At 70.6% G+C, this 21975-nt stretch carries 21 protein-coding genes and 1 pseudogene; 15 read left to right on the top strand and 7 right to left on the bottom strand.

The window, feature by feature from the left end; all coding sequences use genetic code 11:
* From AXW62_RS44980 to AXW62_RS01440, 9 genes and pseudogenes are all read left to right on the top strand, one after another.
* Positions 1-435, top strand: a pseudogene (locus AXW62_RS44980) (DNA polymerase III subunit gamma and tau); the annotation flags it as partial.
* 204 nt (positions 436-639) lie between these two features.
* The gene (locus AXW62_RS01475) at positions 640-975 is read left to right on the top strand and encodes a YbaB/EbfC family nucleoid-associated protein (RefSeq protein WP_079105524.1); all 336 of its coding nucleotides are present in this window, start codon (positions 640-642) and stop codon (positions 973-975) included.
* 363 nt (positions 976-1338) lie between these two features.
* The gene (gene recR / locus AXW62_RS01470; protein ID WP_030829853.1) at positions 1339-1938 is read left to right on the top strand and encodes a recombination mediator RecR; all 600 of its coding nucleotides are present in this window, start codon (positions 1339-1341) and stop codon (positions 1936-1938) included.
* Positions 1931-2596 carry a DUF5063 domain-containing protein gene (locus AXW62_RS01465; protein ID WP_060942849.1) on the top strand — a complete coding sequence of 222 codons (666 nt, stop codon included), beginning with the start codon at positions 1931-1933 and terminating at the stop codon, positions 2594-2596. Before recR ends, AXW62_RS01465 begins: the two co-directional genes overlap by 8 nt.
* A gap of 493 nt (positions 2597-3089) precedes the next feature.
* The gene (locus AXW62_RS01460) at positions 3090-4370 is read left to right on the top strand and encodes an aspartate kinase (RefSeq protein WP_030829846.1); all 1281 of its coding nucleotides are present in this window, start codon (positions 3090-3092) and stop codon (positions 4368-4370) included.
* Complete coding sequence (locus AXW62_RS01455; RefSeq protein WP_060942848.1) at positions 4367-5476, top strand: aspartate-semialdehyde dehydrogenase; 1110 nt, start codon at positions 4367-4369, stop codon at positions 5474-5476. The genes AXW62_RS01460 and AXW62_RS01455 overlap by 4 nt, the downstream gene beginning before the upstream one ends.
* 503 nt (positions 5477-5979) lie before the next feature.
* Positions 5980-6555 carry a SigE family RNA polymerase sigma factor gene (locus tag AXW62_RS01450; protein ID WP_030829843.1) on the top strand — a complete coding sequence of 192 codons (576 nt, stop codon included), beginning with the start codon at positions 5980-5982 and terminating at the stop codon, positions 6553-6555.
* On the top strand, positions 6552-8015 hold the full coding sequence (locus AXW62_RS01445) for a DUF4232 domain-containing protein (RefSeq protein ID WP_107406193.1): 1464 nt from the start codon (positions 6552-6554) through the stop codon (positions 8013-8015). Before AXW62_RS01450 ends, AXW62_RS01445 begins: the two co-directional genes overlap by 4 nt.
* Before the next feature lie 567 nt (positions 8016-8582).
* The gene (locus AXW62_RS01440; protein ID WP_037646062.1) at positions 8583-9473 is read left to right on the top strand and encodes an SURF1 family protein; all 891 of its coding nucleotides are present in this window, start codon (positions 8583-8585) and stop codon (positions 9471-9473) included.
* On the opposite strand, the gene AXW62_RS01435 is transcribed toward AXW62_RS01440, so the two are convergent.
* On the bottom strand, positions 9379-11226 hold the full coding sequence (locus tag AXW62_RS01435; protein ID WP_079115411.1) for a S9 family peptidase: 1848 nt from the start codon (positions 11224-11226) through the stop codon (positions 9379-9381). The two genes, AXW62_RS01440 and AXW62_RS01435, sit on opposite strands and share 95 nt — an antisense overlap.
* Before the next feature lie 107 nt (positions 11227-11333).
* Here AXW62_RS01435 and AXW62_RS01430 point away from each other — a divergent pair, with 107 nt between their 5' ends.
* Complete coding sequence (locus tag AXW62_RS01430) at positions 11334-11708, top strand: nuclear transport factor 2 family protein (RefSeq protein WP_030829826.1); 375 nt, start codon at positions 11334-11336, stop codon at positions 11706-11708.
* A 370-nt stretch (positions 11709-12078) separates the two neighbouring features.
* Here AXW62_RS01430 and AXW62_RS01425 read toward each other — a convergent pair whose 3' ends face one another.
* A complete protein-coding gene (locus AXW62_RS01425) occupies positions 12079-13356 on the bottom strand; it encodes a cytochrome P450 (protein WP_060942846.1) in 1278 nt (425 codons plus the stop codon).
* Between the two features lie 296 nt (positions 13357-13652).
* Between AXW62_RS01425 and AXW62_RS01420 the strand changes: the two genes are divergently transcribed.
* Together AXW62_RS01420 and AXW62_RS01415 are read left to right on the top strand one after the other, a co-directional pair.
* On the top strand, positions 13653-14423 hold the full coding sequence (locus tag AXW62_RS01420) for a VOC family protein (RefSeq protein WP_060942845.1): 771 nt from the start codon (positions 13653-13655) through the stop codon (positions 14421-14423).
* Between the two features lie 335 nt (positions 14424-14758).
* Positions 14759-15145 carry a VOC family protein gene (locus AXW62_RS01415; protein ID WP_030829818.1) on the top strand — a complete coding sequence of 129 codons (387 nt, stop codon included), beginning with the start codon at positions 14759-14761 and terminating at the stop codon, positions 15143-15145.
* A gap of 90 nt (positions 15146-15235) precedes the next feature.
* On the opposite strand, the gene AXW62_RS01410 is transcribed toward AXW62_RS01415, so the two are convergent.
* The 4 genes from AXW62_RS01410 to AXW62_RS01395 form a co-directional block, all read right to left on the bottom strand.
* A complete protein-coding gene (locus AXW62_RS01410) occupies positions 15236-15652 on the bottom strand; it encodes a DnaJ family domain-containing protein (protein ID WP_060942844.1) in 417 nt (138 codons plus the stop codon).
* Between the two features lie 54 nt (positions 15653-15706).
* Positions 15707-16297 carry a TerD family protein gene (locus AXW62_RS01405; protein WP_030829812.1) on the bottom strand — a complete coding sequence of 197 codons (591 nt, stop codon included), beginning with the start codon at positions 16295-16297 and terminating at the stop codon, positions 15707-15709.
* The gene (locus tag AXW62_RS01400) at positions 16294-17100 is read right to left on the bottom strand and encodes a hypothetical protein (RefSeq protein ID WP_060942843.1); all 807 of its coding nucleotides are present in this window, start codon (positions 17098-17100) and stop codon (positions 16294-16296) included. Before AXW62_RS01400 ends, AXW62_RS01405 begins: the two co-directional genes overlap by 4 nt.
* A 192-nt stretch (positions 17101-17292) precedes the next feature.
* Positions 17293-17868: a TerD family protein gene (locus tag AXW62_RS01395; protein ID WP_060942842.1), complete on the bottom strand. Its 576-nt coding sequence runs from the start codon at positions 17866-17868 to the stop codon at positions 17293-17295.
* Between the two features lie 372 nt (positions 17869-18240).
* Here AXW62_RS01395 and AXW62_RS01390 point away from each other — a divergent pair, with 372 nt between their 5' ends.
* From AXW62_RS01390 to AXW62_RS01380, 3 genes are all read left to right on the top strand, one after another.
* Complete coding sequence (locus tag AXW62_RS01390; protein ID WP_060942841.1) at positions 18241-18645, top strand: pyrophosphohydrolase domain-containing protein; 405 nt, start codon at positions 18241-18243, stop codon at positions 18643-18645.
* A gap of 158 nt (positions 18646-18803) precedes the next feature.
* A complete protein-coding gene (locus AXW62_RS01385) occupies positions 18804-20387 on the top strand; it encodes a hypothetical protein (RefSeq protein WP_060942840.1) in 1584 nt (527 codons plus the stop codon).
* Between the two features lie 137 nt (positions 20388-20524).
* A complete protein-coding gene (locus AXW62_RS01380; protein ID WP_060942839.1) occupies positions 20525-21130 on the top strand; it encodes a DUF6508 domain-containing protein in 606 nt (201 codons plus the stop codon).
* A gap of 344 nt (positions 21131-21474) precedes the next feature.
* Here the strand turns inward: AXW62_RS01380 and AXW62_RS01375 are convergent, their stop codons facing one another.
* Positions 21475-21975 carry a hypothetical protein gene (locus tag AXW62_RS01375; protein WP_060942838.1) on the bottom strand — a complete coding sequence of 167 codons (501 nt, stop codon included), beginning with the start codon at positions 21973-21975 and terminating at the stop codon, positions 21475-21477.

Below are 21975 nucleotides of genomic sequence, written 5' to 3'. Positions count from 1 at the left end.
TCCGGCGGCGCCGGGCAGCAGGGCAGCGGCCCAGGCGGTCCCGGTGGTCCCGGTGGCCCTGGCGGTCCGGGCGGCTACGGCGGAGGCGGTGGCGCCGCGGGCGGTGGCTTCGGCAGCGGGAGCGGTGGCGGTGGCTTCGGCGGCGGGAGTGGTGCCGGTGGCGGCGGTGGCCAGCCCGCGCCGCCACGGCAGCCCGCGCCCCGGCCCGCGCCCGCCTCTCCGCCCCCGGCCGCGCCCGCTTCGCCGTCCGGTCCTGTGGACGCCGGCCCGCCCCCCGAGCCGGCGTACCGCGAGCCCGAGCCTCCGCGGGTCTCGCTGGAGGACGACATGCCGGCCGAGGACGACCCGGATCTGGACGACACCGCGCTGAGCGGCCACGACCTGATCATCCGCGAGCTCGGTGCCACGGTGGTCGAGGAGATCGTCAACGAGTAGAACGAGCAAACGAGCAAACGAGCAGGTGGGCGTGGTCACCGGCCCGCGCCCAGCGCGACCGCGGTGGACACCTGTGGTTCGCGGCGTCCTTACATCTCCCCGCCCTCCCCGCGTCTCCTCCGTACGGCGTAGAGCAAGGCGCTCAGGGAGCACGTAGGCTCGGGCTATCGAAGAGAACGACTGTCGAGAGCCAGGAGCGAAGCCGTGATCCCCGGTGGTGGTCAGCCGAATATGCAGCAGTTGCTGCAGCAGGCTCAGAAGATGCAGCAGGACCTCGCCGCGGCCCAGGAGGAGCTGGCCCGGACTCATGTCGAGGGTTCCGCGGGCGGTGGCCTGGTGAAGGCGACCGTGACCGGTGCCGGTGAGTTGCAGGGCCTGGTCATCGATCCCAAGGCCGTGGATCCTGAGGACACGGAGACCCTCGCGGATCTAATCGTCGCCGCCATCCGTGACGCCAACAACTCCGCGCAGGAGCTCCAGCAGCAGAAGCTCGGCCCGCTCGCCCAGGGGCTGGGCGGTATGCCGGGGCTTCCGTTCTGATCCACGGACTCCCCGGGTCCTCGGGGTGCCCGATCCCATCGGGTTCCCGGGGCGCAGGGGGTTCCCGCGGAGCGTGGGGTTCCCAGGGCACGTTGGGTTCTCAAGGCACGTTGGGTTCCTCAGACCCACCGGGCGCGGGAGCCCGCCGGGCCCCAGAGCCCGCCGCCCAGCCCGCCGGGTTCAGGGCTCACCGGGCCCCGGAGGCCGCCGGGCTCGACGGCCTCCCAGGTCCGCGGGGCTCACCGGGCTCCACGAGCCCATCGGGCTCGCCGCACTTTCCGGCCCCGGCCGGGGAGGCGCGGCGAAACCGAATATTCATGTGAAGTACAGCCACCGCGCAGCGGCGCGAGATTGGATGAAGGCGTGTACGAGGGCGTGGTCCAGGACCTCATCGACGAGTTGGGCAGGCTGCCCGGCGTCGGTCCCAAGAGCGCGCAGCGGATCGCCTTCCACATCCTGCAGGCCGAGCCCACCGACGTCCGTCGCCTCGCGCACGCGTTGACCGAGGTCAAGGAGAAGGTGCGGTTCTGCGCGGTCTGCGGGAACGTCGCCGAGGCCGAACAGTGCCGAGTCTGCCAGGACCCCCGTCGCGACCCCGCGGTCATCTGCGTGGTCGAGGAGCCGAAGGACGTCGTCGCGATCGAGCGGACGCGTGAGTTCCGGGGGCGCTACCACGTGCTCGGCGGGGCGATCAGCCCCATCGAGGGCGTGGGCCCGGACGACCTGCGGATCAGGGAGCTGCTGGGGCGGCTCGCGGACGGGACGGTCACCGAGCTCATCCTGGCCACCGACCCGAATCTGGAGGGCGAAGCCACCGCCACCTACCTCGCGCGCATGATCAAACCCATGGGTTTGAAGGTCACCCGCCTGGCCAGCGGCCTCCCTGTCGGTGGAGACCTGGAATACGCCGACGAGGTCACGCTGGGTCGTGCCTTCGAAGGGAGAAGACTTCTCGATGTCTGACGCAACGCTGCACGACGCCCACCCGGATCCGGACGACTTCGCGGTCCAGATCTCCGACCAGATCGAGAGCTTCATCGTCGCGGTCACCGAAGTCGCCAAGGGGGACGAGCCGGACAGTGCTGTGCCGTTCCTGCTGCTCGAGCTGTCCCAGCTGCTCCTCGCGGGCGGCAGGCTCGGCGCGCACGAGGACTTCGTTCCGGACGAGCGGTACGAACCGGACGCCGGCCCGGAGCCGGACGTCGATGAGCTGCGTGAGCGCTTCGCCCAGCTGCTGGAGCCGGTGGACGTCTACTCGGAGGTCTTCGACCCGTACGTGCCGCGCAGCCAGCCCGTCGCCTGCCGGATCTCCGACGATCTGGCCGGAATCGTCACCGATCTGCGGCACGGGATGGCGCACTACCGCGAGGGCCGGATCAGCGAGGCGCTGTGGTGGTGGCAGTTCTCGTACCTCTCCAACTGGGGGACGACCGCCTCGGCGGCCCTGCGTGCGCTGCAGTCACTGGTCGCGCATGTACGGCTGGACAGCCCGCTGGACGAACTGGACGGTCTGGACACGGACAGTAACGCGGGCGGGGACGAGGAGCTCGCGGAGGAGGCCGGCCGGGTGATGGCGGCGGAGATCGCGGCGCCGCTCGGCCTGCGCTCGGGGCAGCGCTGAGGGACGCCCGGCCCGACCGTCCCGTGGGTCCGGCCGGCCACGCCCTACGGGCCGTGCGCGGGCCCGTGAACCTGCCAACGAACGGCCCACGAGCGACCCGTGAGCGACGCGCGGAACCGTCCCGCGAGCCGACGCGCGGAGCCGATCCACGACGACGCGCGGACCCGTCCCACGAGTGACCCGCGGAGCCGACCCACGAGCGGGCACGGGCGGGCCCACGACCGCTCCGCGGACGGCCACGGAGCGGTCGTGGGCCTGTGAGCTGAGTTACGTTCCCGTGTGCTTTGCCGGTGAGCGGGCAGGGTTGCTCGCTGAGCGGGTGGGAGGGTTGCGGGGAATCTCGCTGGCGCGTGGACGGTGCGCCGCTTGATACCCCTGGCCGTTTCTGGTCACTATGTGAGGCTTTCGTCTCGCTATGTGATATTAGAAGGGCGAATTCCGGCCGCTCGTTAGACTGAGCCGACCGCATTATTGAGAGCTGCGAGGAGCGCACGTGGGCCTTGTCGTGCAGAAGTACGGAGGCTCCTCCGTTGCCGATGCCGAAGGCATCAAGCGGGTTGCCAAGCGAATCGTGGAAGCCAAGAAGAACGGCCACCAGGTGGTGGTCGTGGTCTCCGCGATGGGCGACACGACGGACGAGCTGATCGATCTCGCCGAACAGGTATCCCCGATTCCTGCCGGCCGTGAGTTCGACATGCTGCTGACCGCGGGAGAGCGGATCTCCATGGCCTTGCTGGCGATGGCGATCAAAAACCTGGGGCACGAGGCGCTGTCGTTCACCGGCAGCCAGGCGGGAGTCATCACCGACGCGGTCCACAACAAAGCACGGATCATCGACGTCACGCCGGGGCGCATCCGTGACGCGCTCGAGCTCGGGGCGGTCGCGATCGTCGCGGGCTTCCAGGGCGTGTCCCAGGAGAGCAAGGACATCACCACCCTCGGCCGGGGCGGTTCGGACACCACCGCGGTCGCGCTGGCCGCGGCCCTGGACGCCGAGGTGTGCGAGATCTACACCGATGTGGACGGCGTGTTCACCGCCGATCCGCGGGTGGTGAAGAAGGCTCGCAAGATCAACGAGATCCCGTACGAGGACATGCTGGAGCTCGCCGCGAGCGGCTCCAAGGTGCTGCACCTGCGCTGTGTCGAGTACGCGCGCCGGTACAACATCCCCATCCACGTACGGTCGTCGTTCTCCGGCCACCAGGGCACCTGGGTGCGCAACCGGCCGGAAGCGGGAGAAGGAGAAGAAGGCATGGAGCAGGCGATCATTTCCGGGGTCGCGCACGACACGTCCGAGGCCAAGGTCACGGTCGTCGGGGTGCCGGACAAGCCGGGTGAGGCCGCGGCCATCTTCCGCACCATCTCCGACGCCGAGATCAACATCGACATGGTGGTGCAGAACGTCTCCGCCGCGTCGACCGGGCTCACCGACATCTCCTTCACGCTGCCCAAGACGGACGGCCACCGGGCGATGGAGGCGCTGACCAAGGCGAAGCCGGTGATCGGCTTCGACTCGCTGCGCTATGACGACCAGATCGCCAAGATCTCCCTGATCGGTGCCGGTATGCGCACCAACCCGGGGGTCACCGCGACCTTCTTCGAGGCGCTGTCGAACGCCGGGGTCAACATCGAGCTGATCTCGACCTCCGAGATCCGCATCTCGGTCGTCACCCGCGCCGACGATGTGAAGGACGCCGTGGTGGCGGTGCACAGCGCCTTCGGTCTGGACAGCGAGAGCGACGAAGCGGTGGTCTACGGAGGGACCGGCCGATGATCCGCTCCGGCGGTGCCGCCGGTGCTGCCGGTTCCGCCGGTGGCGACAAGCCGACCCTCGCGGTCGTCGGTGCCACCGGCGCCGTCGGCACCGTCATGCTCTCGATCCTCTCGGAGCGCGCCGATATCTGGGGTGAGATCCGGCTGATCGCCTCGCCCCGCTCGGCCGGCCGGAAGCTGACCGTGCGGGGTGAGCAGGTCGAGGTCGTCGCGCTGAGCGAGGAGGCGTTCGAGGGCGTCGACGTCGCGATGTTCGACGTACCGGACGAGGTCTCCGCGCAGTGGGCGCCCATCGCGGCGAGCAAGGGCGCGGTGGTGGTCGACAACTCCGGCGCCTTCCGGATGGACCCCGACGTCCCGCTGGTGGTGCCGGAGGTGAACGCGCACGCGGCCCGTGTCCGCCCGCGCGGCATCATCGCCAACCCCAACTGCACCACGCTGTCGATGATCGTCGCGATGGGCGCGCTGCATGCCGAGTTCGGGCTGAGCGAGCTGATCGTCTCCTCGTACCAGGCGGTCTCCGGCGCGGGCAAGGAAGGCATCGACACCCTGCGCGAGCAGCTCACGCTGGTCGCCGGTACGGAGCTGGGCACCCAGCCCGGGGACGTACGGCGGGCGGTGGGCGACACCGGGCCGTTCCCGGCGCCGATGGCGCTGAACGTGGTGCCGTTCGCCGGTTCGCTCAAGGAGGACGGCTGGTCCTCCGAGGAGCTGAAGGTGCGGAACGAGTCCCGCAAGATCCTGGGGCTGCCGGAGCTGAGGGTCGCCGCGACCTGTGTGCGGGTGCCTGTGATCACCACGCATTCGCTGGCCGTGCACGCGCGGTTCGAGAACGAGGTGACGGTCGAGGCGGCACACGAGATCCTGGCGGGCGCCCCCGGGGTGGTGCTGTGCGACGATCCGGCCGAGGGCGAGTTCCCGACCCCCGCCGACGCCGTGGGCACCGATCCCACCTGGGTGGGCCGGGTACGGCGGTCGCTGGACGACCCGAAGGCGCTCGAGCTGTTCGTCTGCGGTGACAACCTGCGCAAGGGCGCGGCGCTGAACACCGCGCAGATCGCGGAGGTCGTCGCGGCCGAGCTGGCCGCCGGGGCCGCGGCCAGGTGAGGACCCACCGGCGAGGAGGGTCCACCGGCGAGGAGGGTCCACCGGCGAGCAGGGTCCACCGGCGAGGAGGGTCCACCGGCAAGGAGGACCCACCGCAAGTGAGAGGGCCGGGTCGTCGTAAGGTGAGGGACGGTCTTAAAGTGACGTTTCGGCAGTGCGCCGCCCGATAGATGTGAATATCCTGTGCGCGTGTCACTGGCCTGGACCAGCTGAGCTGGGCCGTTGATCTGATGGATGTTTCACTCCCCGTCCGCTGCAACCAGCAGCAGGCGGGGAGCGTCTTTCCAGCCGCCCCGCAGTGGGCGCTGGGACAACTGGGGCATTAGGGAAGAGTTGGTGCGCATGGGGGCATTGAACGCATCGTCAAACGCGGTGCCTCACGCGTACAACCCTGACAGGGGGCGGCGTGTCCAACAGGCGTGGCAGAGGTATTCGGCATCGCAACGGTTTCAGGGCGCGGCAGCGTGGCGGTACGCCCCCCGCGCTCACGCACTCCAGGTGGCATGCCGGTGATCGCGCCATGGCCGACGGCCCGCCCCGCGCACATCACCACAGGGCGCGAGGACACTGACGACGCGATGGCAGCGGGCACCACAGTCGATCACCTCACCGAGACCTACCGCGCCCATTACCGGTCGCTCCTGGGTCTCGCCGCGCTCCTCCTCGACGACACCGCGTCCTGCGAGGACGTCGTGCAGGAAGCGTTCATCCGTGTGCACTCGGCGCGCAAGAGAGTCCGGGATCCAGAGAAGACCCTCGCCTATCTGCGGCAGACGGTCGTCAATCTCTCCCGCTCCGCGCTGCGTCGGCGCATTCTCGGGCTGAAGCTGCTCTCCAAGCCGATGCCCGATATGGCCAGTGCCGAGGAGGGGGCGTACGAACAGCTCGAACGCGATCAACTGATCAAGGCGATGAGGGGACTTCAGCGCCGCCAGCGCGAGGTTCTCGTGCTGCGCTACTTCGCCGATATGACCGAGGCCCAGGTGGCCGAGACGCTGGGCATATCGCTCGGCTCGGTCAAGGCATACGGCTCGCGCGGCATCGCGGCGCTCCGCGTCGCCATGGAGGCTCCGGCATGAACCACACCACATTTACGCCGGACCCGGGTGAACCCGGCCGGCGGCACCGCCACGAGCCCGAATCCACGGGGTCCGCGGAGGCCGGGGAGTCGACGGAGGCGGAGACCCGGGAGTCCGCGGAGACCAAGGAGGTCGGGGAGGCCAAGCAACTGGCGGAGACCAGGGAGGCAGGGGAGTCGACGGAGGCGAAGGCCAGGGACTCTGCGGAGACCAGGGAGTCCGCGGAGACCAGGGAGCCTGCGGAGGCGGCGGCCAGGGAACCTGCGGAAACCAGGGAACCGGCGGAAGCGGGGCAGTCGGGGGAGACCAGGCGGTTCCCGGCCGCCCGGAAGTCCGGCGAGCCCACGAATTCCCCAGGACCCTCTGCGGCCGGTGACTCCGGTAAGGCCGCCGGGTCCGGCCCTGGGCGGGTGACGCCCCTCCGCCTCCAACTGGACGACGACGAACCCGGCGGTGAGGACGAGGAGGCGCTGCGGCGGCTGCTGCACCGCGCCGTCGACGAGCTCGAACCGTCTCCCGACTCCCTCGACCATCTGCGGCGCGCCGTGCCCGCCCGCCGTGCGCGGCGGCGCCAGGCCCTGGTCGGGGCCGTGGCGACGGTGGTGCTCGGCTGCGCGGCCGTACCGGCGCTGGTGCACGTCGCGACCCAGAGCGACAGAGCGGACGACCGCCCGGCCAACGCCGCCAGTAGCCACCGCACCCCCGGGACCAACGGCGGTCGGCACAGTGAGGGCAGCGGCGGCAAGGGCTCGGACGGGCCCGCCGACACGGTCGAGCAGGACAAGCGCGACAAGGGCAAGGACAAGGACAAGGGGAAGCACAAGCCGCCGAAGCACGAGGACGGCGGCTCCGGCGGTACCGCCCCCGACCCCTCCAACACGCTGAACGCCACCTCCCCCACCTGCAGCCGCACCCAGCTCACCAGCGGTGGCGCCGGGTCGGTCGGGGCGGCGGACGCCGAGGGCCGGGTCTACGGCTCGTTCCGCGTGGTGAACACCTCGAACGAGACCTGCACCGTCGAGGGCAGCGGATCGGTGGGCGTGAGCGCCCAGGGCGGTGCGAACTCCTCGCAGATCTTCGTCGTCGACCATACGGCGGGGGACGCGGCGGCCGGGCTGCCCGACCCCTCCACCCAGCCGGGCACGCTCATCCTCAAGCCGGGCCAGGCGTACGAGGTCAAGTTCGCCTGGATCCCGGCGTCGGGCGGCGGCACCAGCGGCTGCTCCACCACCGGCACACCGACCCCCGATCCGACCACGGACGCGGCCCAGGACGGGCCGCAGGACGGCCCCAGCACGGGCGATCCAGGCGGCACCCCGGGCGGTGGCGGTGAGCCGCAGGACGCGAGCGTCCTGGTCAGCCATACCCCGGAGGCGGGCGACCCGGCCGCGGCGAGTGTGACGATCGGCGACGCCTGCGCCGGAACGATTTACCGTACCGGTCTGCTGGCGGCCCCCTAGGGCCACCGAACGGCGGCTCCAGCCACGGATGGTGGCCGGAGCTCCGGGTCGGCAGCCCCAGCTCCGGAGTGGTGGCCGACGCCCCGTGGCGTACGGGCGTGGTGGCTGGCGCTCCGGGACGGTGCGGGGCTGGTGGCTCGGGCTCCCGGTCGGCGGCCGCAGCCACGGACGGTGGCTCGGGCTCCCGGTCGGCGGCCGCAGCCACGGGCGGTGGCTCGAGCTCCCGGTCGGTGCCCGAAGCTCCGGAGCCGAGTGGCGGCTGAGCCCCGGGGCGGTGGCCGGGGCCCCGGCGGGGCGGCTGGGCTCTCGCCGAGGGCCGACCGCCCCGGGGCGGTCGGCCGAAGCTCCGGCGTGTGGCTGAGGCTCCCGGGGTGGTGGCCTTCCGGGGCCCCGCGCCCGGGGAGGTTCCGCAGCGGTCCGGGCGGGCCAGGGAGCGCCACGGAGTGCCACGCGGCGCCACGGCGGGTGCCGGGGACCGGGGCGCGGGGGCGTACGAGGCCGGGGCGCGGGGGTGTATGGGGCGGCCCCGCCGCCGGGGCCCCGACGTGAAGCCCGTACCGTGGGGGTGTGTATCGGTTTCTGCTGACACCCCGCTGGTGGGTGATCAACGTGTTCACCCTGCTGGCGATCCCGGTCTGCCTCTTCATGGGCAGCTGGCAGCTCAGCCGCTTCGAGACGCGCGTCAACACCCATAACGAGCAGCGGAACGAGGCGTCCGCTGAGCAGCGGGCCGCGGCCCGGCCGCTGCGCGATCTGCTGCCGGTCACCGCCAAGACCTCCGGGGAGCGGGCGACCGCGACCGGCCGATACGACACCGCCCATCAACTCCTCGTGCCCGACCGGCGGCTGGACGACCGCGACGGCTTCTATGTGCTGACCCTGCTCCGCGTCGACGGGGGCAAGGACGGGGACGGGGGCAAGGACGGGAACAAGGCGCTGCCCGTCGTCCGGGGCTGGCTCCCCGGCGACGCCGACGATCCGGCGGCCACCGCCAAGGTGCCCGCGCCCCCCTCCGGTGAGGTGACCGTCACCGGGGCGCTGCAGGCGTCCGAGCACCAGGGCAGCGACGGGGTGAACACACGCGGCGGCCTCCCCCGCGGCCAATTGGGCATGATCAGCGCTGCCTCCCTGGTCAACCTGGTGCCGTACCAGGTGTACGACGCCTGGGTCACCTCCTCCGAGGCTCCCGGGGCCCTGAAGCCGGTGCCCCCCAGGGCGGCGGAGGGCACCGGGCTCGACATCAAGGCGTTCCAGAACCTGGGTTACACCGGGGAGTGGTTCGTCTTCGCCGGCTTCGTGCTCTTCATGTGGTTCCGGCTGTTCCGTCGCGAGGCCGAGACGGCCCGCGACCTGGCCCTCGGCATCACACCGCCCGAGCCGACGGCTCCGACGGCGCCGGATCCGGACCGGAGCCCAGATGACGCCGAGCGAACTCGATCTCCAAGCGCAACTGCTTGATCCGCTCCTCGACGACCAGCGAGCCGTGCCCCGCGTCATAGCGGTAGACCTCATGCGGGGCGCCGCGCTGCTCGAGCCGCTCCACATAGTTCTCGATCTGCCGTATGGGGCAGCGGGGGTCGTTCACCCCCGCCGAGATGTAGACGGGCGCCCGCACCCGGTCCACATAGGTCAGCGGGGACGACGCCTCGAACCGCTCCGGCACCTCCTCCGGGGTGCCGCCCAGCAGGGTGCGGTCCATCGCCTTCAGGGCCTCCATCTCGTCGTGGTACGCCGTCACATAGTCCGCGACCGGGACCGCGGCCAGCCCCACCGCCCAGGCATCCGGCTGGGTGCCGAGCCCCAGCAGCGTGAGATAGCCGCCCCATGAACCGCCGGCCAGCACCAGCCGCTCGGGGTCGGCGAGCCCGGAGGCCACCGCCCACTCCCGCACGGCCGCGATGTCCTCCAACTCGATCAGCCCGACGCGGTGCTTGAGCGCGTCCGTCCACGCCCGCCCGTAGCCGGTCGAGCCGCGGTAGTTGACCCGGACCACGGCGAAGCCGTGGTCGACCCAGGCCGCGGGGCCCGCCGCGAAGGCGTCGCTGTCATGCCAGGTCGGCCCGCCGTGGATGTCGAAGACCGTCGGGAAGGGGCCCTCGCCCGCGGGCTTCTGCACGAGCGCGTGCACCCGCCCGCCCGGGCCGTCCACCCAGGCGTCGGTGACCGGCACCGACTCCGGGGCCGTGAAACCGGGCGGGTCCAGCACGGTCCGCCCGCTCGTGGACCGCACCTGGGGCGGCTTCTCGGCCGACGACCACAGGAACTCCACCGTGCCGTCCGGACGCGCCGTGGCACCCGAGATCGTCCCCGCCGGGGTCTCCAGGCGGACCAGCTCGCCGGAGGCGAGGTCGTACCGCCACAGCTCGCTGCGCGCCTGGTGGCTGTGCTCGACCAGCAGCGCCGATCCGTCCGGGAACCAGCCCGCCCCCACGTCACCGGGCAGGTCGATCGCCAGCGCGGTCTCCACACCGGTCAGCGGATCCCACACCATCGGCTCCCAACGGCCGCGCCGCTGGTGCCCGACCAGCAGCCGGGTGTCCCCCTCGACGGGCGCGAAGCCCATCACGGACAGGCCCAGCTCCTCGGCGCCGCCCTTGGTGTCGTCCAGCTCCGCGACGGCCGTCCCGTCCAGCCGCACGACCCGGATCGCCGAGTGCATGGCGTCGCCGTGCTCGGTGTGCTCGATCGCGATCAGCGTCCCGTCATGGGAGAGGTCGCCCACTCCGGCGGATTCGCGGTGCCGGTAGATCTCCTCGGGCTCGCGGCCCGGCCGCACCACATGGATGGTCGAGCCGTCCTCGTCGGTGGAGCGCCCGACGACCGCCGTGCCGTCGCGGCCCAGGGCGAGCCCCGCCGGGTAGGAGGGCTCAAGACCGGGGGTCGCGGGCTCGTCGGCCGGGCGCTCGTCCCCCTCGCCGCCGCTGAACGGCTGGCGCAGCCACACCCCGAACTCATCGCCGTCGGTGTCCGAGAACCACCAGATCCACCGGCCGTCCGGGGACAGGACACCGTCGGTCGTCCCGTTCGGCCGGTCCGTGACCTGCCGCTGCGCACCGGTCGCCCGGTCCCATGCGTACAGCTCGTACGTGCCCGTGGCGTTCGAGACGAACAGCGAGCGGTCCGGGGCCTCCTCCGCCCAGTCGGGCAGCCCCACTCGCGGCGCCCGGAAGCGCTTTTCCCAGTCCGGCATGGACTCCGTGCTCTCAGTCATGCCCACCATTCTGCGCCGCACCCCGACATACGTGCTGGCGTTGCCCCGCGCCTGTGGATAACGTTCCCGGCGGGATGGACGGCGGCCGCACACCGGGAGGGGAGCCGATGGCCGACATAGGCGCGACGGTGGAGACGTACTGGGCAACGGCCCAGGCCAGGGACTGGCGGGCGTTCGGCGCCACCCTCGCCGACGACGTCCGCTACGAGCTTCCGCAGACCCGCGAGCGGGTGCTCGGCCGGGACGCGGTGGTCCGCTTCAACGCCGAGTGCGTCGGCGAGTGGAGCCTGGAGATCGAGCGCGTCGTCGCCGACGGCGAGCAGGCGGTCTCCTGGGTGCGCTTCAGCGTGGACGAGGAGGAGACGCAGGCGATCAGCTTCTTCACGGCCGCGCCGGACGGCCGGATCCAGACGATCACCGATTTCTGGCCCACGCCGTACGAGCCCCCGCGCGAACGTGAGCAGATGGCCGATCGCTTCTGAGTGCTTCCGGGTGCCTCTGAGTGCGTCTCAGCGCGTCTCAGCGCGTCTCAGCGCGTCTCAGCGCGTCTGAGAGTGTCTTTGAGTGTCTTTGAGTACGCGCGGGTGTTTCCGGTGAGCGGACCCGCACTCTCCCGAGGGACCCTCCCGGCCGTACCGACCGGACTCTCCCGGCCGTACCGACCGGACTCTCCCGGCCGTACCGAGCGGAGTTCTGGGACCGTACCGACCGGAGTCTTGGGACCGTACCGACCAGGCTCTTCCGTCCGCGCTCTTCCGACCGGACTCTTCCGTACGAACTCCCGCCCCTCCACCCCCTCCACCCCCTGCCCCCGCCGCCTTCCCCGTTGGCCCGTCCCCTCCCCGGTTTCCGCTACCTCAGCAGCACCGGCAGCGCATCCACGCCGTAGACGATGGACAGCTTCCGGAACGAGAGCTTCTCCGCCGGTACCGCGAGCCGCATCTCCGGGAACCGCCGTATGAGCGCGGGATAGGCGGCCCGGAGTTCCATCTTGGCCAGCTCGGCGCCGATGCAGCGGTGGATGCCGTAGCCGAAGGCCAGATGCGAGGGGACCTGTCGGTGCGGATCGACCCGTTCCATGTCCGGGCCCAGCTTCTCGTCCCGGTTGGCCCCGCTCAGCGAGCACAGCACCAGGTCGCCGGCGGATATCCGGGTGCCCCCGATCTCCATGTCCTCGCGGGCGAACCGCGGGAAGGCCACCTGCACCACCGTGAGATAGCGCAGCAGCTCCTCCACGAACGAGTCCACCACCTCGTCCTGATCGCGTATCGCCGCGAAGTGTTCGGGGGCCTGGAGGAGTACGAGCGTGCCGAGCGCCAGCATGCTCGCGGTCGTCTCCAGACCACCGGTCAGCACCCCGTCGGCGAGCCCGGCCAGCTCCTGGTCGTCGAGTTCGTCGCCGTGCTCCTTCACCAGCATGCCGAGCAGCCCGTCGCCGGGCGTCTCACGCTGTTTCCGGACGATTCCGTGCAGATAGGTGAGCGAGTCCGACATCGCGCCGAAGGAGGCGTTCGCGCCGCTGAAGAGGTCGAACCGAGCCGTGCTGTGGCGCTGGAAGTCCTCGCGGTCCTCGTACGGCACACCGAGCAGCTCGCAGATGACCAGCGCGGGAATGGGGAGGGCGAACGCCTGTACGAGATCCACCGGGCCCTCGGCCACGGCCATCTCGTCGAGGCGCTCCTCCACGATGGAGTGGATGCGCGGGGTGAGCCTGCTGAGCCGCCGCATGGTGAATTCGGGCGTCAGCAGGCGCCGCAGTCTCGTATGCGTCGGTGGATCGCTGAAACCGAGACCTCCCGGATTCTGCTGCGGGGCGACGCCGATGTTCCGTTCCGCGAGGTTGGTGAAGTCGGAGCTGAACCCCTTCGCCTTTCCGAGCACCGCCTTGGTCTCGTCGTATCCGGTGACAAGCCAGGCATTAATGCCGAAAGGCAGCCATATCTTACTAATGGGCTCCTTTGCCCTGGTTCGGGACAGATCGGCCACGGGATCGAGGCCGTCACGCCTCAGCGGCGCCAGCGTGGCATCCGGGAGGAACGACATCTTGGACAGGTCGAAGCCGTTTTTCTGAATTCTCGAAAAATACTTGCGACCCAGCCACGAGACGATGTTTGAGCGGAGATTCGACATGGCGCAATACTGCCCTGCCTCGGCCGGCCGGCCATGCTCCGGTGCCGGACGCGCCCCGGTGTGATGCGCCACAGCGCGCTTGAGACCACCCTGGGCGGGCGCGCCGGGGCCCATGAAGGTGGCGCCATCCGCAAAATCGGAGGAAAGTGGAGATATCGAGCATGAGGCGCGAGCGATGACGGCTGCGCACGGCTGCGCGCGGGACGGCTGCGGCGTCCCCAAGGATACGAGTGAGGTGAGCGGCCTTGCGGGAGAGGTTCCGTGCCGTCCAGGGCGCGCCGTGCTGGGTGAGTCTCATGGCGGCGGATCTGGACCGCGCGCACGCCTTCTACGGAGAGCTCTTCGGCTGGGGCTTCCGTCCCACCCGGCAGGGGCACGGCCGTTACACCGTCGCGTACACCGAGGGCGGCGTACCGACCGTCGGTATCGGCGCCTCGTCCCCGTCGGCGGGGGTGACCCTCCCGGTCACCTGGACCACGTACTTCGCGGCGGACAGCGCGGATGAGGTGGCCTCGCGCATCCAGGAGCGCGGTGGCACGGTCGCGGTCGGGCCGCTGGAGTTCGGCAGCGGCCGGGTGGCCTGGGCGGCCGACCCGGACGGGGCCAACTTCGGCATCTGGGAGGGCGACCTGACCTCCGCCTGGTGGGGCGAGCGCAGACCCGGCGCGCCCGTATGGCTGGAGCTGCGCACCCGCGACGCCTTCGAGGCGGCGCTCTTCTACGGGCAGGTCTTCGGGTGGGACAGCCAGGAGCGGGAGCGCTGCGATGTCCGCTTCGAACACGACCGGGTGGTCCTCCATATCGACGGTAAGGCGGTCGCGGGGCTGCGCGGCGGCGCCATCGAGGCCGCCCCGGACCCGAACGTCCGGCCCCGCTGGCGGGTCTACTTCTGCGTGAAGGACGTCGACGAGGTCGCCGAACGCGCGGCGGAGCTCGGTGGCGGGGTCCTCTCCCCGTCCACCGACACCCCCTATGGGCGCATCGCGGCGCTGCGCGACCCGGAGGGCGGGATCTTCAGCGTGGCGGCCGTGAGAAAGGAACCCGCCGCCGGGGATTCCACGGACTGAGGCTGGACCGAACCCGTGGACTGAAGCCGGACTGAACCCGCGGGCTCAGGCCGGGCCGGACCCGCGGACCGAAGCCGGGCCGGACCTGCGGACCGATGCGGGGCCGGACCCGCGGACCGAAGACGGGCTGAACCCCCGGAAGCACGGTAGGGGCGCTCGGCACGCCCGGTGACGACGGCGATCGCGAGCGGGGCGGAGCCTGGCCCCTGGGGGCCACGGGCCTCGACGGCCGTGTGCGGTCCCGCCTAGGATCCTAGATACGGCATCGCGTGTCGGTCACCGGCCGGGTGAGGCATGGAGGTGCCCGTGAGATTGCCCAACGGAGGCATTCCACAGTGTCAGTCGAGTTGAATCACACGATCATCCATTCTCTGGACAACCGCGCATCCGCGGAATTCCTGGCCAACATTCTCGGCCTCGAAGTAGGAGAAGCATGGGGCCCGTTCGTTCCGGTCGAAACCAGTAACGGAGTGACCCTGGACTTCGCCACCATTCCCGGCGAGTCGATCGTCATGCAGCATTACGCTTTCCTCGTCTCGGACGAGGAATTCGACACGGCCTTCGAGCGGATCAGGGAGCAGGGGGTCACCTATTACGCCGATCCCCATTTGAAGCAGCCGGGCGAGATCAACCACCATCACGGTGGACGCGGGCTGTACTTCATGGATCCGGCCGGTCATGGCATGGAGATCATCACCCGCCCGTACGGCAATGAGGGGTAGTCCGGGGAGGCCCTGAACCACGCCGGCGGGCCGGGGCGCATGCGCCCCGGCCCGCCGCCTTTGTCTCCTGTCTTCCACCCGGCCCGTTGGTCAGCCCTCGTCCGCCGTACCGCCCCGGCGCTCCTGCCATTCCCGGACGATCTCGTCGATGTCGAAGGGCAGAAGATTGAGCGGCGGGCCGGGCGGGGGCCGCCGGATCGCCTCACGGATCTTGTCGTTGACTCCCGAGAGAATCTCCCGCACCACCCGCTCCGACGGCGCCTCGTCCACGGCGGCGAGCGCGTCCTCCGCCTCTTTGCGCAAGACGAGTGTCGGTGGCAGGAACGACAGATTCTCGCGGGCCATCTTCTCCTTGACCCACCACAGATCGTCGTAGGGCTTGTCGAGGCTGGGAAGAGGTTTTCCCCTTCCCGGAAGGTCGGCGAACGCGCCGCGTTCCTCCGCCTCGCGGATCTGCCGGTCGGCCCACGTTTCGAAGCTGATGCCTGGTGGCTTTCGCTCGGTCACCCTGAGATTCTCCCCCAGGCCCCACGAAACGCGCCACAGGCCGTTCCCGCCCTGTCAGAGGTGGGAGGAGAGGACCGGCAGCAGATCCTGGAATGTCCGACCGGTGGCGGGCGCGCCGATCGCCGACATCTGCCAGGCTCCGCCCGCCCCGCCCGCACGGTGGACCTTGGCCATGATCTGGGCGGTGTAGGGACCGCCGCCGCTCAGGGTGTAGCGGGCCAGTTCCTGTCCGTTGGTCTCGTCGACCAGACGGCAGAAGGCGTTCTGCACCTCGGCGAAGGTCTGTCCGGAGAAGGAGTTCACCGTGAACAGGATCTGATCGACATGGGCCGGAACGCGCTGAAGATCGATCAGGATCGATTCGTCGTCGCCACCCTGACCGGCGCCGCCGACGAGGTTGTCACCGGTGTGCCGGACCGATCCGTCATTGCTGATCAGATGCTGGAAGAACACGACGTCGACGGCTTCCCGACCGGCGAAGAGCACGGCCGAGGCGTCCAGGTCGATCTCCTTGGCGGTCAACCGGGCGAGGAACCCCTTGCGCGGCGCGGCCTGCCAGCCCAGGCCCATGCGCACCGCGCTGAGCTCGCCCCCGTCGGACTTGCTCAGGCTGATCCGCTGGCCCTTGGCCAGATTTACGGTCATGTGCTTCCTTTCTCGCTCTTCTGACTCGTCCGGGACAGTGTGTGCGACATCTTCAGCCGGTCGCGCAGAAACGGCAGGATGCCGCGGTGGAGGAGGGCCCTCAGCCATGCGTCGCGGGCCGTGGCCACGGCCGCGTCATCCTGGCGCCAGGCGTATGGCGGATGGGAGCCCGAAGGTGGGTGCGGGTGCGGGTGCGGGTGCGGATGTGGGTGTGCGTGTGGACGCCGATGGGGGCGCGGCTGCCGGTCGGGGGGTGAGCTGCGGTGGCGTACGGCCGTGACGACCAGGCAGACCATCCCCGCCGCCAGGGTGACCGCCGCGATCGTCGCGCTGGTCAGCCCGGCCGTCAACAGGGCGTCGGCCGTCTCGCGTTGGGAGCCGGAGAGCCGCAGCAGTCCGCCGAGGAGCAGAAAGGCCGCGGCCGAGGCGCCGGCCAGCGCCGGTGTGAGGACGGCGAGCGCCGGCAGCAGCCCGCGGCCGCCTGCCGTGGTGAACGGGGCGGTGCGGACAGCCGAGGCGGCCGAGGCGACTGTGACGGCTGCGGCGGACGGGTCGGGCGAGGTGGAGGCGGCCGTCGCAGCAGCGGCGCGTTGCCGGAGGTAGGCGGCGTACTCGGGCGCGGCGGCCGTCGCGATCGCCTCGCTCTCCACCAGCGCCTGGGAGCGCAGCCGCTGGATATCCGTGCCCCCGCTGGACCCGCTGCCTCCCAGGGCCTCGCGGATCTCCGCGGTACGCAGCGCCTGGTGCAGCGCCCGCTCGAAGTCGGGCCTGTCCTCGGCCTGTAACCCGGGTGAGGCGGTCATGTCCGCTTCCTCGATGCGTCCGAACCGTCGAAACCGTCCGAACCGTGTGAGCTGGCTGTGCGAGCTGTGTGGGCTGTGCGGCTGTGTTGGGCTGTGCGCGCCGTGTGAACCGGACGCCGGGCCTGACTCAGGGGGGGAGGCCGGTCCCGGCGGCCGGAGGAGGGGGGCGGGGGCAGGGTCAGAGGGGCGGGGTCAGAGGTTGACGCCGAAATCGGAGGCGATGCCCGCCAGACCCGAGGCGTATCCCTGGCCGACCGCACGGAACTTCCACTCCGCGCCGTTGCGGTAGAGCTCGCCGAACACCATCGCCGTCTCGGTCGCGGCGTCCTCGCTCAGGTCGTAGCGGGCGAGTTCGGCGTTGTCGGCCTGGTTGACCACCCGGATGAAGGCGTTGCGGACCTGGCCGAAGTTCTGGCCGCGGCTTTCGGCGTCGTGGATGGAGACCGGGAAGACGATCTTGGCGATCTCGGCGGGCACGGCGGCCAGATTGACCTTGATGGCCTCGTCGTCGCCCTCGCCCTCACCGGTCAGGTTGTCGCCGGTGTGCTCGACGGAGCCGTCGGGGCTGGTGAGGTTGTTGTAGAAGACGAAGTGCTGGTTGGACGCGACCTTCCCGGCCTCGTCGCAGAGCAGGGCGCTCGCGTCGAGGTCGTAGTCGGCCCCCGTCGTCGTCCGCACGTCCCAGCCCAGGCCGACGATGACCGCGCTCAGGCCCGGCGCCTCCTTGCTCAGCGAGACGTTGCCGCCTTTGGACAGGGAAACTCCCACGATCTCCTCCTGGTGCTCGATGGACCGGAGTAAAAATCTACAGCACTGTAGAAGTAAGCGGAGCGTGAGGCGCGGGGGTTGGCGTGATCCGGCAGGGGCGGGCGGCCATACGCCCGTCCGGCCCCGTACCGGCCACCGCCCACCCCCCGACCGCCCCGGCACGCACACCACCTCTCACGCACGCCCCCGCACCACCCCGCACCACCCCGCACAACACCCCGCGCACGACCCCGCACAGCGCCCACTTACGACCCCGCACAGCGCCCACTTACGACCCCGGACCGCTCCACACGCCCGACTCCACACGCACGACTCCACACCCACGACCCCGCACGTACGACCCCGCGCAGCCCCCCACGTACGATCGGACGGATGCGCCCCTCTCCCGCCGACCTCATCCGCGAATTCCACCTGGCCTTCGGCCTGGACGCCCGTACGACCCCCACCGAGGTCGCACCGGAACTCGCCGCCCACCGCCAGCACCTCCTGGCCGAGGAGTGTGCCGAAGTAGCCGACGCGAGCGCTCACGGCACCCTCGACCATCTCGCCCATGAGCTGGCCGATGTCGTCTACGTCGCCTACGGCACCGCACTGGTCCACGGCATCGACCTCGACGCGGTCATCGCCGAGATCCACCGGGCCAATATGACCAAACTCGGCCCCGACGGCCGCCCCACCCTGCGCGCCGACGGCAAGGTCCTCAAGGGCGACCACTACCAGGCCCCCGACGTCGCGGCCGTCCTGCGCCGCCAGGGCTGGACCGGCGTGCCCGAGTAGTTCGCCGCCCACAGCGCGTTACCGGCCATGGGCACACCTTCCCCTCATGTCGGCCGGCAGCCGACTGCTCTCGTGGCGGCCGGAGCCGTTTGCTCTCGGAGGTCGGCCGGCAGCCGGCCGGTTGACACCCAGAACACCCCCGCGCCACCATCCCGCCGATGGAGATCACCGACCTGACCCCAGCCGAGCGCCGTGTCCGGGAGGCGTTCCCGCTGGGCGAGGGTGTGGATCTGCGCGAGGGCCCAGAGGACGACCCGGCGGCCGGTGCGGCATGGGGGCCCGAACGGACCGTAAGGGCCGAGGTATTGCGGGCGTTGCTGGTCGACGGCGACAGCCGGGCCGGGGAGATAGCGGGACTGAAGCTGGCGGGTGCGCGTATCACCGGGCAGCTCGATCTCAGGTACGGAGTGGTACAGCACTCCATACGGCTGCGGTCCTGCTACTTCGCCGAGGGCCCGATGCTCTACGGAGCCCAGCTTCGTGCCCTGGTGCTCAGCGATTCCGTGCTGCCCGCCTTCACCGCGGCAGCGCTCCGCGTCGAGGGGGTGCTGCGGATGAGCCGCTGCCGTATCGCGGGGCCCGTAAGGCTCGCGGGATCACAGATCGCCGGAGCGGTCTTCCTCGACGGCGCGCGTCTCGGCGGCTCCCCGGACGACCCTGATCCTTCCGATGTGCCCAACTGCTCCGACGGCCCCGACGGCCCCAACGCCTCCGACGGCCCCGACTGCTCCCACGGATCGCACGCCCCCGACCCCCCGGACCCCACCGCGCTCCAGGAACCGGCGCTGGAGCTCAACCAGGTGAGCGTGGGCAACGACATAGCGGCCACCGGACTCGTCTGCCACGGTCAGGTCCGGCTCAACGGGGCCACCGTCACCGGTGAGGTCAACCTGAACGACGCCGTACTGCACCACCCCGGCCACGACGCCCTGCACGCCGAAACCCTGTCGGTCGGCACCGACCTGCGCGCCATGCGGCTGCGCGCCCATGGCCGCGTCAACGTCAGCGGCGCCAGGATCCCCCGTCACCTGAACCTCGCGCACGCCCGGCTCCGCAACCCGGGCGGTCAGGCCCTGCGCGCCAGCAGCTGTGTGATCGGTGAGCTGTGGCTGCGCGAGGCCGCCCCGATCGAGGGCGTGGTGAACCTCCGCGGTTCCCAGGTCGATCTGCTGCACATCGCCCCGGAGACCTGGCCCGACCGGGTCAGGATCGACGGCCTCAGCTATCGCAGGCTCACCCCCGACCTGCCCGCCGAACAGCGTCTGCCCGTGCTGGAGCGCGAGGAGTCGGGCTATCTGCCGTATGCCTACGAGCAGCTGACCGCCGCCTACCGCATCGCGGGGGATGACGCCGCCGCCCGCACCGTGCAACTCGCCAAGCTCCGTCGGCATCGCCGCACCCTGCCCCGGTACGCCAGGGCTTGGGGCCATCTCCAGGACATCACGGTCGGCTACGGCTTCCGGCCCATGCGCGCCGCCGGGTGGCTGCTGGCTCTCCTTCTCACCGGCGCCACCGCCTTCGCCCTGGTCCACCCCCGTCCCCTGAAGGCCGACGAGGCGCCCGATTTCAACCCCGTCTTCTACACCGTGGACCTGCTGCTGCCGATCGCCGATTTCGGTCAGCAGTCGGCCTTCGCGCCGCAGGGTTGGGCCCAGTGGCTCTCCTACGCCCTCATCGTCACCGGCTGGATCCTGGCCACCACCATCGCGGCGGGCATCACCCGCTCCCTGAGCCGCCAGTAAGTCACCGATGAGTCACTCTGGCCAACGCCCGCGGGGAGCCGATCGGCTACCTGTGGGCCAATGACGAGGACGGCGCGGCCGGGTGGTGCCCGCGGCCCGGCGGGGATCCGGTGAGGCTGGATGAGGGGCAGGAGTGGTTGGCGAGGCTGGGGGAGGCCAAGGGGCGGGGGCTGGCGCCGACGGCGGCGCTGGCCGAACTGGTGCGGGGCTCGGACCCGAGGAGGCCCAGCCATATCGTCCCGGGATCCTTGGCGGCCGCCGCCAGCCTTACGGCGCTCACCGAACTGGCGGGGAGGATCACCGAGGCCGATGACCGGCGGCTGCTCGCCCGGCTCGACCGCGCGAACAGCCACGCCTGGCACGAGCTGGGGCAGGGGCTGGCCGAGCTGACGGACGAGGACCGCGACGTTCAGTGGCGCCCGGCCCGCCAGAATCCGAGCGGCACTTGGACAGTCGGCTACCCGATCCACAGCGAGCGGCTCAACCGCGTCATCCGCGCGCTGGTCGCCGTCGGCGCCGTGACGCCCGCGTACCTGTGGATCGACAATCCGCCGCCCACCCTCCCACCGGACGGACGGCTGAGCCCCGCCGACGCCATGCGGGCCGCGACGGCGATCGTACGGGGCGAGAGGTTCAGCGACGGGACCATCGCCCAGGCGGCGCGGGACGGCCTCATCGACGCCGTGGGTACATCGCTCTGCGCCTGGTACGCGGCGGAGCAGGGACACGACGGCCGAACCTGAGACGCGACGGGTGAACCCGAGGCCCCGATCGAACCGGGAGACCCCGATCGCCCACCGGGGCCGCCGACCCGGCACCTCGTCCGTGCGTTCGTGCTGACCACCTGAACCACCGCGTACTCACCGGCCGCGGCGGACCCGACGGCCACGATGCCGCCTGGATCACACCAGCGGCACCCCGATCGACGACCGGCGGGACGTGCGGCCGGACCGACGGCGGTATGGACACCGAGATCTCGCCGTGGCGGGCAAGGGCCTGCTCGGCGAGGGAGGTGGGCACGTACCCATCCTTGCCGGGGCCTCGGCCTTGTACCCGGAGAGCCTTGCGTATCCACCTCCTTGGAAGGTCAGCTCGACTTCGACAGCAACGCTTTCGCCCGGACCGCGATGTCATCATCTTCCAGGCGCACACGGCAGATGATGAGGTCGGATGTGATCCGGCGTAGCACTTTCAGCCACTCGGCTACGAAGGTAGCGATTTCTACGGTCAACCGGCTCCGGTCGTTGAGAAGAAACTCGTAGCTTCCATGGGTGCTGTCCCAGTGCGAATCGATCCTGAGGGAATCCCCGTCGCGAACGATGTTCCATTCGGTGGAGAACGTGTCGGACCCCCAGTGGACTTGCGTTTGAGAGAATCTCGGATTCTGGACTTCTTCGAGCAGTGGGATGAGGTCATCAAGCAAGACGGGAATGTCGTAACGGTATTCAAGTCGCACGGGTACCCGGTTCCAGAATAGGATGGCGTCTTCGGTCTCCATGGGGTACATCTGCCCTGTCGCGTCCGCCATGTCGTCGGCTTGCCCAACCTTCAGGGTCTCAGGGTTTCCTGCTTGCAGCCGGAAGCTCAT

This window comes from Streptomyces hygroscopicus subsp. hygroscopicus, from assembly GCF_001553455.1.
Taxonomy (GTDB): domain Bacteria; phylum Actinomycetota; class Actinomycetes; order Streptomycetales; family Streptomycetaceae; genus Streptomyces; species Streptomyces hygroscopicus.
The sequence above is the reverse complement of the archived record's forward strand: the minus strand, read 5'-3'. Positions and strand labels throughout refer to the sequence as shown.